A 12,133-nucleotide genomic window follows, 5' to 3' on the forward strand; every position below is an offset into this window, starting at 1 on the left:
AATCAGTGTTACCCAAGCCAGAGGTGCGTTCACCCAAGTCTTGGGTATTAAACTTTAAAACCCTTATAACGGTTGAGGAATTGGCCCAGGTACAGGTTGAGGAATTGGCCCAGGGACAGGCTGAGGAATGGGTGGAACTGGGTCAGGAATGGGGTCGGGGCTGGGAATTGGGTTCGGAATTGGGTCAGGAATGGGGTTTGGGTTCGGAAGTGGATCGGGAACCGTTGGGTCAGGAATGGGGCTAATTTGAGCAATAACGGGCGGTGTAGGAGAATAGAAAATAATCAATGGGAATATCATAAAATTAACCTTGAACTCGATTAACAATTAATTTCTTAATGGTTTAATTCTAAAAAATATCAATCAATAATCCTTCAATCTAAAGCTATAATTTAATCTCAACCTTGATCTATTTTCTGTTCCTAATTCCCTATTCCGATTGAAACGAGTTCAGGCAATCACATCAAAAATTAACATTATATCCTAACTTTGCCACCAGTCTGAGTGTGATGGATACGATGATAACTATTTTTGATATCCTAATCTCAATCATTATAAATAAGCTACAAGTAGTATCGGTCGCCTCGCATTACCCTTATTTTTTATTTCTTTTGATAGACAGTTTTTTGATATGAATTCCGTAAACTCAGAACAGTGTCGTTGAATATTTTGTGTAGCCAATAAAAAACAAATTAACTATTTATGGTATATAAAAATACAGATTTTTTTATGTCTAATCCCTCAGTCTTAGATTACCACTATCTTGATATCCAAGATTCTATTCCTTCAGAATTAGCAATCAATAAAAATTCTACTGAAGCTCAGATTAACTCAACAACAAAAACCCAAGCTGGGTTATGGATTGCCCTCACTATTATAGCAATCTGGACAGTTTGCTTCATCAGATTTTTATCTTTAGATCTGCCTCAAACTAATTGGGTTATAATTGGGTTGGCCCTGCTTTTACAAACCTTTTTATATACAGGTTTGTTTATTACGGCTCATGATGCCATGCACGGTTCTCTTTATCCTAATAATCTAAAGCTGAATCATTTAATTGGGTCGATTGCGGTCACGCTTTATGGATTATTCTCCTATGAAGAATTGCTCAAAAAACATTGGCTGCATCATCGCTACCCCGCCAGTGACAATGATCCTGACTTCCATGATGGTGAGCATCAAAATCTCATCTCTTGGTATCTTTATTTTATGAGCCGATACTGGAGTTGGTGGCGGTTAATTAAATGGGCATTTGTATTCCATAGCATTCAAATTTTATTTCATATTTCTATCCTTAATTTGGCTTTATTTTGGATCATTCCGTTTATCTGTAGTTCCTTTCAATTATTTTATTTTGGAACTTTTCTCACCCATCGAGAACCCCCAGGAGGATATCAAAATGATCACTGTGCTCAAAGTAATTCCTTACCTATTTTTTGGTCGTTTATGACTTGTTATCACTTTGGTTATCATCAAGAACACCATCAATATCCTAATGTTCCTTGGTGGCAACTTCCCAATGTTCGCAACCCTCAACTCAACCCTTAATCCTTTACCCTCCCTGGAAAAATGATGTCAGAAAAAACTGGATTTGCAAAACAAACCCTGAATAAAATTGCAGAAGTTGCCCTTTCTACCCAAATTAAGGCACAAAAATTAGAAGTTGATATTGAAACAAATCTGCAAAAAATCACCCATCTCTTTACGACCTTTAGCGAAATTCTTGATCTCAAAAATTTGGAAAAAGCAGGGACAACCCTGACCCTCGATCAATTTGAAATTACATCAGGTTGGTTACATCTTAAAGCCAATGCTCATATTGATGAATTTCCATCTAGTTAAAATTAATAAAACTTAGGTTAAAAGTGAACATCAACGGTTAACAGTTAACCGCTAATAGTCAACATTAAGGATGATGTCAGTGATAGTATTTTTTTTGCAAAATTAAGTATATCTCTGCTATCTATCATTCCTAACCCTTAATGATTTATGACGCATTTTGGTATTATTTGCCCCCCCTATCCCGGTCACTTAAATCCTCAGTCTGCTTTAGGGCGAGAATTACAAAAACGAGGACATCAAGTTACCGTTTTACAACTAATTGATCTGGAGAAAAAAGTTCAATCCGAAGGCTTAGAATTTTTTTCTGTTGGACTGTCTCTTTATCAACCGGGACTCTTAGCAGAAACCTTTCAGCAACTGGGTCAATTAAGTGGAATTAAAGCTCTGCAATATTCCGTCGATTTCTGTCAACACTTCACAGAAATTTTGTGTCAAGATGCACCCAAAGCGATCGCTAAATTAGGAATAGAAGCTTTATTAGTTGATCAACTTGAACCTGTGGGAGAAACGATTGCAGAATACCTCAATTTACCCTTAATTGTGGTGTCCTGTGGTCAAGCGATTCATCGTCGTGGGGATGTTCCTCCTTTTTTTACCCCTTGGTTATATCAAAATCAACCCTGGGCAAAACTTCGCAATCAAATTGCCTATTTTATTTTAGATTATAGTTGTCAACGGATTTTAAACACAATTAATCATTACCGACAACAGTGGAAATTACCGCCTTATCCTCATTTATATGGCGCAACTTCAACTCGACTCGCCCATATTAGCCAACAACCAGAAGCCTTTGATTTTCCGATTCCGAATTTACCCAAAAATTTCTACTATACAGGCCCTTTTCGTAATCAATCACCCCAAAATGTTTCCTTTCCTTATGAACGTTTGACCGGACAACCTTTAATTTATGCGTCTTTAGGAAGTGTACAAAATACAAAGGTTAATTTATTTCGATCAATTGCAGAAGCTTGTCAAGAATTAGATGCTCAATTAGTAATTACTCATGGAGGGGGGATGAGCGAAACTGAAGTTAAAACCTTACCCGGTTCTCCTTTAGTCGTTGAGTATGCACCTCAAGTTGAAGTATTAGCAAAAGCAAGTTTAACAATTACTCATGGAGGAATGAATACCGTGATGGATTCTTTAAGTTATGGGGTTCCTTTAGTCGCCATTCCCATTACCTTTGAACAACCGGGAACCGGGGCGCGCATTCGTTGGACAAAAACCGGAGAAGTCATCCCGGTTAGCCGTTTAAATGTTTCTAAATTGCGACAAGCAATTCAACAGGTTTTAACCGAAAACTCTTATTCAGAAAATGCCTTAAAAATTAGGGATTCTATTCGCCAAGCTGGAGGTGTTAAACGAGCCGCAGATCTTATAGAACAGTGTCTTAAACAACCTCTAAACCCCCACAATTATCATGAACCCATCTACTCAAACCGGATACTTATCAGCAAGACCCATGAAGCAAAACCATAATAAAGTCGTTTATCAAGAGTTTGCGGGCGGTCATACTATTCCTGCCAATATTGTGTTAAATGTTCTAAAATGGTTCAAACCTTCATCATCATAAATAATCATCAATAGACAGAATTGATTTTTAGTCAAACTCAAGATTTCTGTCTTTAGGTCATGTTAAAAAGAAAAAATTTTCTATAGTCTTGATTCATAAAACCTCGTAGAGTCTATGGGCATGGATCTGAATCGTTTCTCTAAACAAGTTCTGGCGATGCAAGATCGCTTTTCTAGGTTACTTCATGGGGCTGAACCCATCAAAGCTTTAACTCCCCAATTAAGCTCTACCTTTGTCATGGAGATGGGTTGGGCGTTGGAGGAGTTACAAGTTGCTCAGGAGGAATTACAACAGAAAAATATGGTTTTAGCAGAAGCATTAGAAGCTTCTGTTCATGAACGCAAACGGTATGAAGATTTATTTTATTTAGCTCCAGAACCTTATTTGATCACAAGTTTAGAAGGAACTATTCAACAAGCAAATCGCGCAGCCGCAGAACTATTGGGAATTCCTGAACAATTTATTGTAGGAAAACCCTTATCTTTATATATCTGTGAACAAGACCGTCAATTCTTTCGTTCAGAACTGATTCGCCGACAAGAACGAGATTGTTTTCATGAGTGGGAAATCGGATTAACCTGTCGGGATGGAAAATCTTTAGATGTCGCTTGTATAACCCAAATTAACCGAGATCAAACTAACAAACCCGTTAGTATTCATTGGGTTTTAAGAGATCTGACTGAACGCAAACGCCTTGCTTTATTACAACAAAACCCGATTAATTCTTCAGAGCAAAGGACGATTTGTATGGAAAATTATCCTTTGCTCAGTTATCATTTAGGGGAATTAATTTCCCTCCCTCAAGAAACGGTGTGGTATGTCGTTCAAGGATTAGTTAAATTAACAACCCTCAATCACCAAGGTCAAGAAATTCTCATGGGTTTAATAGGGCCAGGAGCTTCTTTTGGTAAAGAATTAACGTCTCTAGCAATTTATGAAGCGAGTGCTTTTTCTCATGTTGAATTAATCAGTTTTACCCCTGCTGAAGTCGCAGCATCTCATGATTTAACTCAACTTTTATTGACGGGTATTATTTCTCGTCTGCACCAAACTGAAGCTTTATTAGCATTATCGGGAGAACGACAACTTGCCACTCGTTTGTATCAGTTACTTCATTTATTAAAAAAGGAAGTCGGTACACCTGTTGATGAAGGAATTTGTCTGAATATTCGTCTCACCCATGAAGAATTAGCGATGGCTTGTTGCACAACCCGTGTTACCATTACTCGCTTACTCAAACAACTTCAAGAGCAGAAAAAAATTACCTTTAATGAAAAAAGACAGATTATTCTGATTGAGAATTTAATGCTTTCAAACAATAGGAATTGATAATTAAAATCCCCTATCTTCCGGTGTACAAATTACGGGGCATCGTAGGGGCGAGGTTTCCTCACCCCTACAGGGGAATGTGTTCCCAAGGATTTTTTAAGCAATGCCGGAAACAACCGTGACTATAAATTACGGTGTAACTTTATCAATGATATTTTTGCCTGCTTCTGTGGTATTGTCTTTTAATTTATCACCCGTGTTTTGAACTCCTTTTGAATAAGTTTCACCCCAATCTTTAAAGGCTTCTGCTGAATCTCTGGTAATATTTTTGAAGCGTTCATTTAAGGGAACATCTCCTTCCGCTTCGTCTAAAAATTCTCCGGTCGTTTTGGGTCTATCGGAATCTTTTTGATGAGCAACTTGGTCTATTCTTTCCTTATTAACCGGGTTACTTCTATCATATTTTTGAACATCAACCGTTGTGTTCAGCAAGACAAAGCCTACTAAAACCACAGCAAAAAAACGTTGAACTTGAAGCTGCATTAAAAAAGAACGGATATTAGAAACCATTCTAAAAAAGCCAGATTTCATGATTAATTTATTCCTATTTTCAAAAGGATTTTATTTTTTAATCCAAATCTACGGTAACGAGATTAAAATAATTATTCCTCTATCATAAGTAATAAGTTATTAGTTTCCCACAAACCCTTTCTTTAATTTTCTCTCTAGCAGAAGATATAGATTGTTTAAGCCTTTAAAATCTCTTGATTTCACCTCAAATCAACCGAGGTAGAAATCAGCAACTCCTGACATCTGCCACCTGGGGGACACACCACGCCCGATCTCAACCGTAAGTTGTGGTAGGGATAGCTTATCTGTTGGGTTTCTCCCAAACGTGCTAACCTTAATAACACAAGACAACCCGTAGCCAAGTCAGGGTTATGTTCGAGCAAGCCAGCAAAATTCAAGACAATGGAACCCTTGTTGTTCCCGCCATCAGTCACTATGTTTGTCGAACATTAGTGAATTTTCAGCATCAACATCCTAACTGGATTAACTCCCGTTATCGTCATATTCCTTGGCAACAATCTGAATATCAATCCTCATTGATTCGTCAGCTTAATCAAGGATTAAGTCAAGCTAGACATCAAGAGGCACTATTTGTTAAACTAAAAGCCTATCTAAACCGCTTGTTCAGTGTTGAATTTTTACGCTCTCCTGAGTATAAATCCTTAATTGTTAAACTAGAACAACTCACAGACCCCGATTTAGCGTTATTATTTGCGGATTATTCTTTAGTGAATCAATCCCCTTCTCACGGTTTATTTAATGGCAGAAGTCCCAGCGAAGTCGGAATTAGTATTTTATTACTAGATGTTGAAAATCTGCCCTTAGATTTGGAAACGGAGAAATTTTTAGAAACCATTTGCTTATATCCCGTGCAAATTAAAGTCGCCTTTGCGAATTGGCGTAGCATGGGAAAAAAAGATTTAGAATATCATCAACGGGGTTATCAATTAATTCACGTTCCCCCCGGCAAAGATAGCGCGGATTTAAAAATGTCAACGGTGGGTTCCTCTATTTTTGTTCACTATCCAACGGCAAAAGAAGTGTTAGTTTGTTCTTCCGATCTTGGTTTAACTCATTTATGCAATACCTTACAAAATCATGGGTTAACCGTTTATCAAGTGAGTAAAAATAGATCTAAAATTACAGTGCTAAATACCCGGACAGGTCAAATCAATACTTATTCCTTAACTCCCATTCCTCCCATTCCGACTTTAGATCAATTTATTGTGCAATTACAAGAAATTATTAAATTAGAGCAAAAACGATCTCATTGCCAATGGATTAAACTGAATCGGGTTGCCTTTTTGTATAAAGATACTTATCATTTAACCGTTAGCCAAGTTGTGGCTTCCCATTTTTCCGATTATCAAGGCAGAGATATCTTTGTCAAAAATCCCCATATTTTTGTCGTTCATCAACCTTCTGAGAAATCTCCCAGCTATGTTACTTTATTTGAGATTCAACCTTCCTCAACTCAACCCCACGCTTTACCCGAAACAGAATTCTCTCAACTTCCTGTAATTGAGTCTTTAGAAGATCTGGAAAATGCCTTAATTGAAATTATGCAGGAATTGACCTTAAATTCTTCTGAAAATCATGTTTCTTTATCAATTTTAGGCAGCCAATTCAATCGAAAATATGGCGTTCCGATTACTCAAATTATCAAAAAATTAAGATTAGGAGGAAATTTTCAAAAGCTCTTAACGTTAAGCAATTCGTTTAATTTAGAAAAAACCGATAAAGATTGGAAAGTTAAATTACAATCCCCCTAGAAATGTAACCTACCACGTCTCTACAAAATTGACAAGATTTGTTATACTCAGAACAATCGTTAAGAAATGTAAAGAATGATGAAGTCAGACGCTATGGAATTAAAGTGACCTTATTCTATTTTGGGGGTGTCGATACTCCCTTTTGGGATAACGTCAGTTTAAAAGTTGATCGCTCAAAAATGTTGAGTGCGGAAACGGCCGCTAACTCCATTCTTTATGCGTTATCAGTAGAACCCCAGGCCATTCCAATGGAAATTAATATTCAACCCGAAAGTCATTTATTCTTCTAAAATTAATTATAGTGTTGCTTATTGAACGCTGAATGATGGAGTTTGATCATGTCCATTTCTATGTTCAAGATGCCAAACGAACACGGGATTGGTTTATTCATAATTTAGGATTTCAAGGAATTGGGAGTCGGAACCTTTTTCACACCCAAACCGAAATCGTTTACCAAGGTTCAGTTTATTTTCTATTGTCTTCCCCCCTGACTCCTGAGAGTCCTGTGGCGCAATTTTTGCAGGCTCATCCGTCTGGGGTGGTAGATGTTGGCTTTCAAGTTCAAGATTTAGAATTAAGGATTAAACCCCTTCTCGAACAAGGCGTTCGGGTCATTTCCCCCTTAAAATCTTATTCCTATCAAGGAGAAACTTTAAAATGCTTAACCTTAGAAGGATGGCAAGGATTACGTCATACCTTTACTGAACAAACGGGCTCTTTCCCTGGAAAATTGCTTCCGGGTTTTCCAGAGCTATTTCCTCTCGCTGCTCCGGGTTTACTGTCCATTGATCACGTTGTTTTAAATGTACAATCTGGAGATCTAAAAACCGCCATTTCTTGGTATCAAAATTATTTAGGGTTTCAACCGCAACAGAGTTTTGAAATTCAAACTGAACGTTCTGGATTAAATAGTCAAGTCTTGGTTCATCCCCAAGGTCAAGTTCAGTTTCCAATTAATGAACCCACATCAGCTAATTCTCAAATTCAAGAATTTTTAGAGATTAATCGCGGTTCAGGAATTCAACATATCGCCCTGAAAACTTCAAATTTAGGGCAACAGGTTAATCATTTGAGACAAAGAGGATTATCTTTTTTAACCGTTCCCGATGAATATTATTTGCAATTACAAAACCGTTGGCATGATTCCCCCTTATTAATCGATTGGGAACGTTTAAAAGCGGAGCAAATTTTAATCGATTGGGAACCCTTAACCCCAGAAGCAATGCTATTACAAATTTTTACCCAACCGATTTTTGAAGAACCGACGTTTTTCTTTGAATTTATTGAACGAAAAATTTGTACTGTTCAAGGTCAACTGCGACAAGCTCAGGGTTTTGGCGAGGGGAATTTTAGAGCTTTATTTGAAGCCATAGAACGGGAACAAATTAAACGCCAAGCCTCAATTTAAAAATCAAGTCGGATTAACCGTAAATTTCCCTGAAATAGATGAGCAGGTACTTGAGGAGAATGAGGCATATTGAGATGGTATCATTCTTTAAAAAACCTGAAGTGGACTGGAGGGTCTAAAAACCCTGAGAACTTATGTTAGAACAGTGGTAAACACAATGTTAGTCGGGAACCCCCATCACGCCAAAACAGAAACAAATAAGACCTCTATCCCCCTACTTTATCCCCATTAATCTAAAATTTTGGAGACTTCTAATGACAACTGCTGCTAATTTAATTCGGATTGCTGCTGGTGAAGTGGGGTATGCGGAATATCCTGCGGGTAGTAATGGTAATAAGTATGGCCAATGGTACGGGATGAATTACGTTCCTTGGTGTGCAATTTTTGTATCCTACTGTTTTGATAAAATTAGTTTACCCCTGCCGATTAGAAGTAGTAAAGGATTCGCCTACTGTCCCGATGGGGTGTCTTGGTTTAGAAATCGGGGTCAATGGTTTTACGATGCCAGGGTCGGGGATGTGGTATTTTTCTGTTGGCGAGGAGATGGAATTGCGGATCACGTTGGCATTGTGGAATCCGTTAAATCCGATGGCAGTATTATTAGTATTGAAGGAAATACAGGAGTCGGAAATGATGCTAATGGAGGCCAAGTCATGCGACGTACCCGCACTCCAGGGATTATTTTAGGCTTCGGACGTCCCCCCTATACCAATCCCGTCGCCTCCCAAACTCAAGTTTCTCGTCCAACTACGCCAACCCCTACTCCACCCCAGCGTGAAGTTGTTAAAGTTCCACCCAATTATCATAAAGATTTAGTAGATCGATTAATTGGGGGTAAATCGGATAAAGGTCATAAAAAATAAATAACAGAAAAATTGATTAAGCAATATTTTATGGCTCATGAATTCTACAACTTTCACGATTGATAGTCGCATCCTCGACTGGTTAGCAGTATTCGGATATTTGAGTATTTTATTGTTCGTGATGTGGAAGGTTTTAAATACTCAAAAGAAATCAGAATAACCGAGTTTTTAAGGATTACTAAGACCGGACAAAAAGGGTAAGGCTGCTAATCCTAAATATTGAATTCCTTCTGGGGTAACTTCAAACCGACAAGGTAAGATTTCTACCCCTTCTGAAATGGCAGTTCTTAAAAGTTGACCATAAACCGGGTCAGCGATATCTCCGGGGGCAAATTCGGTACAATCTCCACGATTAATAAAGTATAACATCACCGCGCGATCGCCTTGTCTAACAATTTCAATTAATTCCTTTAAATGTTTTTGTCCTCGGTCTGTCACCGTATCAGGAAATAAAGCAATTTCCCCCTTACACCAAGTTGTATTTTTAACTTCTACATAAATAGCTTGATCTTCTCCTTTCAAAACAAAATCAACACGGCTTTTTAACTCTATTCCATAGGGAACTTCTTTCTTGATTTCGCTATAATTTCCTAATTCTGGAAATAAACGTTCTATTAATGCTAAATGAATGACTTTATTGGGTAAAGCGGTATTAATTCCCACCCAAGTTAACTGATTATTGAGGATGTCAACCTCCGAAGTTAACTGAATTAACTCCCAAGTGTAGGGATATTTGCGTGTTTTCCCGGAGTTGTGAGACACCATGACCGGGTTTCCAGGGATACAAACCCCGGTCATGGGCCCTGTGTTGGGACAATGGGCGGTAATGACCTCCCCAGAGCTTAACTGAATATCGGCTAAAAATCGTTTATAGCGTTTGAGCAAAACCCCAGACTCCAGGGAGGGATAGCGATACAAATAAGAACCCATGATGAACCTGTTTGAATATTGGTCAATTCCCGATTAAACTAGGGTTTGGATTTTAACCCCTGTGGATGTTTCGTGTCAGAAGAACCAAAACGCTCTCGTTCGTTAGTCGGAATTGCTACTATTGTTGCAGTTGCCACCCTCATTAGTAAAGTTTTTGGCTTAGTTCGTCAACAAGTGATGGCGGCGGCTTTTGGTGTGGGGCCAGCCATTGATGCTTATAATTATGCTTATGTTATCCCTGGATTTTTATTAATATTATTAGGGGGAATTAACGGCCCCTTTCATAGTGCTATTGTCAGTGCGTTAGCCAACCGCGACCGCAAAGATGCCGAAGCTTTAGTTGAAACGGTTTCTACCTTAGTCGGAATATTTTTATTAATTATAACCGTCGGATTAGTCATTTTTGCCACTCCTTTAATTGATTTAATGGCTCCGGGTTTAATGTTAACACCGGAAGGAATAGCGACTCGAAGTATTGCCATTGAACAGTTAAAAATTATGGCTCCGATGGCCTTATTTGCAGGGTTAATTGGGATTGGATTTGGCACGTTAAATGCGGCGGATATGTATTGGTTACCGTCTATTAGTCCGTTATTTTCCAGTGCGGCTTTAATTTTAGGATTAGGGGTATTAATTGGCATTTTAGGAGATGATGTTGATAGTCCTAAATATATGGTTTTAGGGGGAGAAGTTTTAGCGTGGTCAACCTTAGCGGGGGCGGTTTTACAATGGATTATTCAAGTTCCGGCGATGTGGAAATCAGGGTTAGGAACCTTACGACTCCGATTTAATTTTAAAATTGCGGGGTTAGAAGATGTGATGAAAGTGATGTTACCTGCAACTTTATCATCAGGAATGTTACAAATTAATGTCTATACGGATTTATTTTTTGCCTCTTATATTCCTCAAGCTGCATCAGCAATGGGCTATTCTGGGTTATTAGTTCAAACTCCCTTGGGAATCATTTCTAATATGATTTTGGTTCCATTTTTACCCCTTTTTGCTCGTTTGAGAGATCCTGAACATTGGCCAGAATTAAAAGACCGCATTCGTCAGTCGTTAATTTTAACAGCAATTACGATGTTACCCTTAAGTACATTAATGGTCGCTTTAGCGTTACCGACGGTGAGGGTCGTTTATGAACGGTATGCGTTTAATTTAGAAGCTTCAGAGTTTGTCGCCTCAATTTTAATGGCTTATTCGGTGGGGATGTTCTTTTATTTAGGACGAGATGTATTAGTCCGGGTATTCTATGGCTTAGGAGATGGAGAAACGCCGTTTAGAGTCAGTATTTTTAATATTTTCTTAAATGGGGTCTTAGATTTTATTTTGGTTAAATTTTGGGGTGCGCCCGGTTTAGTCTTAGCAACGGTTGGCGTTAATATTGTCTCAATGGTAATGTTTTTATGGTTATTACATATTAGATTAAATGGTTTACCTTGGCGGGAATGGAGTTTACCGTTTTTAGGATTAACAATTATTAGTGTTATTTCTGGGGCTGTGAGTTGGGGAACTTTACAAGGGTTAAGATTGTTAATTAGCAGTAATGACTTTTTAGTATTATTAATGGAATTAGTGCTTCCGGGTCTTGTGGGGGTAACGGTTTTTGCCATCTTAATTCTATTTCTCAGATTACCCGAAGTCGATTTATTAGTCTCTCGACTCCGCCAAAAGTTTCAACGATAACGGTAGGGGCGGGGTCTTCCCGCCCATATTATTCGTTATCCTGCGTAGGGGCTTGTGTCCCTTCCCGCCCATATTAATCAACGCTTAATAACACAATTTTAGAAATAAGGGTTATATTTGGGGTGTTGTTTGGGCGGGATGGATAATCACCCAATTTTAGAAATAAGGGTTATATTTGGGGTGTTGTTTGGGCGGGATGGATAATCACCCAATTTTAGAA

General features: G+C 38.2%; 13 protein-coding genes. 10 read left to right on the forward strand and 3 right to left on the reverse strand.

Going from position 1 to position 12,133, the window contains the following annotated elements:
- Positions 1 to 63: 63 nt before the first annotated feature.
- Positions 64 to 300, reverse strand: a complete 237-nt coding sequence (locus tag IQ236_RS17515) for a hypothetical protein (protein ID WP_193870481.1) — start codon at positions 298 to 300, stop codon at positions 64 to 66.
- 429 nt (positions 301 to 729) lie between these two features.
- Between IQ236_RS17515 and crtW the strand changes: the two genes are divergently transcribed.
- The 4 genes from crtW (at position 730) to IQ236_RS17535 (ending at position 4,744) form a co-directional block, all read left to right on the forward strand.
- The gene (gene crtW, locus IQ236_RS17520; RefSeq protein WP_193870482.1) at positions 730 to 1,548 is read left to right on the forward strand and encodes a beta-carotene ketolase CrtW; all 819 of its coding nucleotides are present in this window, start codon (positions 730 to 732) and stop codon (positions 1,546 to 1,548) included.
- Positions 1,549 to 1,569: 21 nt separating this feature from the next.
- Positions 1,570 to 1,842: a hypothetical protein gene (locus IQ236_RS17525; protein ID WP_193870483.1), complete on the forward strand. Its 273-nt coding sequence runs from the start codon at positions 1,570 to 1,572 to the stop codon at positions 1,840 to 1,842.
- A 147-nt stretch (positions 1,843 to 1,989) separates the two neighbouring features.
- A complete protein-coding gene (locus IQ236_RS17530; RefSeq protein WP_193870484.1) occupies positions 1,990 to 3,321 on the forward strand; it encodes a glycosyltransferase in 1,332 nt (443 codons plus the stop codon).
- Between the two features lie 214 nt (positions 3,322 to 3,535).
- Entirely contained in the window at positions 3,536 to 4,744 is a 1,209-nt protein-coding gene (locus IQ236_RS17535; RefSeq protein WP_228041707.1) for a PAS domain S-box protein, read from the forward strand.
- Positions 4,745 to 4,873: 129 nt separating this feature from the next.
- Here the strand turns inward: IQ236_RS17535 and IQ236_RS17540 are convergent, their stop codons facing one another.
- Positions 4,874 to 5,275 carry a hypothetical protein gene (locus IQ236_RS17540; protein ID WP_193870486.1) on the reverse strand — a complete coding sequence of 134 codons (402 nt, stop codon included), beginning with the start codon at positions 5,273 to 5,275 and terminating at the stop codon, positions 4,874 to 4,876.
- Between the two features lie 350 nt (positions 5,276 to 5,625).
- On the opposite strand from IQ236_RS17540, the gene IQ236_RS17545 reads away from it, so the two are divergent.
- From IQ236_RS17545 to IQ236_RS28065, 5 genes are all read left to right on the forward strand, one after another.
- Positions 5,626 to 7,026: a PIN domain-containing protein gene (locus IQ236_RS17545; protein WP_193870487.1), complete on the forward strand. Its 1,401-nt coding sequence runs from the start codon at positions 5,626 to 5,628 to the stop codon at positions 7,024 to 7,026.
- Between the two features lie 38 nt (positions 7,027 to 7,064).
- Positions 7,065 to 7,316 (forward strand): hypothetical protein, encoded by a 252-nt coding sequence (locus tag IQ236_RS17550; RefSeq protein ID WP_322744230.1) that lies wholly within the window; start codon positions 7,065 to 7,067, stop codon positions 7,314 to 7,316.
- Positions 7,317 to 7,348: 32 nt separating this feature from the next.
- Positions 7,349 to 8,434, forward strand: coding sequence for a 4-hydroxyphenylpyruvate dioxygenase (hppD, locus tag IQ236_RS17555; protein WP_322744231.1), 1,086 nt, complete (start codon positions 7,349 to 7,351; stop codon positions 8,432 to 8,434).
- A gap of 254 nt (positions 8,435 to 8,688) precedes the next feature.
- Complete coding sequence (locus IQ236_RS17560) at positions 8,689 to 9,297, forward strand: CHAP domain-containing protein (protein WP_193870488.1); 609 nt, start codon at positions 8,689 to 8,691, stop codon at positions 9,295 to 9,297.
- A 37-nt stretch (positions 9,298 to 9,334) separates the two neighbouring features.
- Complete coding sequence (locus IQ236_RS28065) at positions 9,335 to 9,457, forward strand: hypothetical protein (protein WP_255528402.1); 123 nt, start codon at positions 9,335 to 9,337, stop codon at positions 9,455 to 9,457.
- 8 nt (positions 9,458 to 9,465) lie between these two features.
- Here IQ236_RS28065 and sfsA read toward each other — a convergent pair whose 3' ends face one another.
- Positions 9,466 to 10,227: a DNA/RNA nuclease SfsA gene (gene sfsA / locus IQ236_RS17565; RefSeq protein ID WP_193870489.1), complete on the reverse strand. Its 762-nt coding sequence runs from the start codon at positions 10,225 to 10,227 to the stop codon at positions 9,466 to 9,468.
- A 72-nt stretch (positions 10,228 to 10,299) separates the two neighbouring features.
- On the opposite strand from sfsA, the gene murJ reads away from it, so the two are divergent.
- Complete coding sequence (gene murJ / locus IQ236_RS17570) at positions 10,300 to 11,913, forward strand: murein biosynthesis integral membrane protein MurJ (protein WP_193870490.1); 1,614 nt, start codon at positions 10,300 to 10,302, stop codon at positions 11,911 to 11,913.
- Positions 11,914 to 12,133 lie beyond the last annotated feature (220 nt).

This window comes from Planktothrix mougeotii LEGE 06226 (assembly GCF_015207485.1).
In the GTDB taxonomy this organism is placed as follows: Bacteria; Cyanobacteriota; Cyanobacteriia; order Cyanobacteriales; family Microcoleaceae; genus Planktothrix.

Bases quoted from the DNA above. Each gene is read 5' to 3' on its own strand.
- IQ236_RS17530 (WP_193870484.1), top strand. From the start codon at position 1,990: ATGACGCATTTTGGTATTATTTGCCCCCCCTATCCCGGTCACTTAAAT.
- IQ236_RS17525 (WP_193870483.1), top strand. From the start codon at position 1,570: ATGATGTCAGAAAAAACTGGATTTGCAAAACAAACCCTGAATAAAATT.
- sfsA (WP_193870489.1), bottom strand. From the start codon at position 10,227: ATGGGTTCTTATTTGTATCGCTATCCCTCCCTGGAGTCTGGGGTTTTG.
- IQ236_RS17515 (WP_193870481.1), bottom strand. From the start codon at position 300: ATGATATTCCCATTGATTATTTTCTATTCTCCTACACCGCCCGTTATT.
- crtW (WP_193870482.1), top strand. From the start codon at position 730: ATGTCTAATCCCTCAGTCTTAGATTACCACTATCTTGATATCCAAGAT.
- IQ236_RS17545 (WP_193870487.1), top strand. From the start codon at position 5,626: ATGTTCGAGCAAGCCAGCAAAATTCAAGACAATGGAACCCTTGTTGTT.
- IQ236_RS17560 (WP_193870488.1), top strand. From the start codon at position 8,689: ATGACAACTGCTGCTAATTTAATTCGGATTGCTGCTGGTGAAGTGGGG.
- IQ236_RS17535 (WP_228041707.1), top strand. From the start codon at position 3,536: ATGGATCTGAATCGTTTCTCTAAACAAGTTCTGGCGATGCAAGATCGC.
- hppD (WP_322744231.1), top strand. From the start codon at position 7,349: ATGATGGAGTTTGATCATGTCCATTTCTATGTTCAAGATGCCAAACGA.
- IQ236_RS17540 (WP_193870486.1), bottom strand. From the start codon at position 5,275: ATGAAATCTGGCTTTTTTAGAATGGTTTCTAATATCCGTTCTTTTTTA.
- IQ236_RS28065 (WP_255528402.1), top strand. From the start codon at position 9,335: ATGAATTCTACAACTTTCACGATTGATAGTCGCATCCTCGACTGGTTA.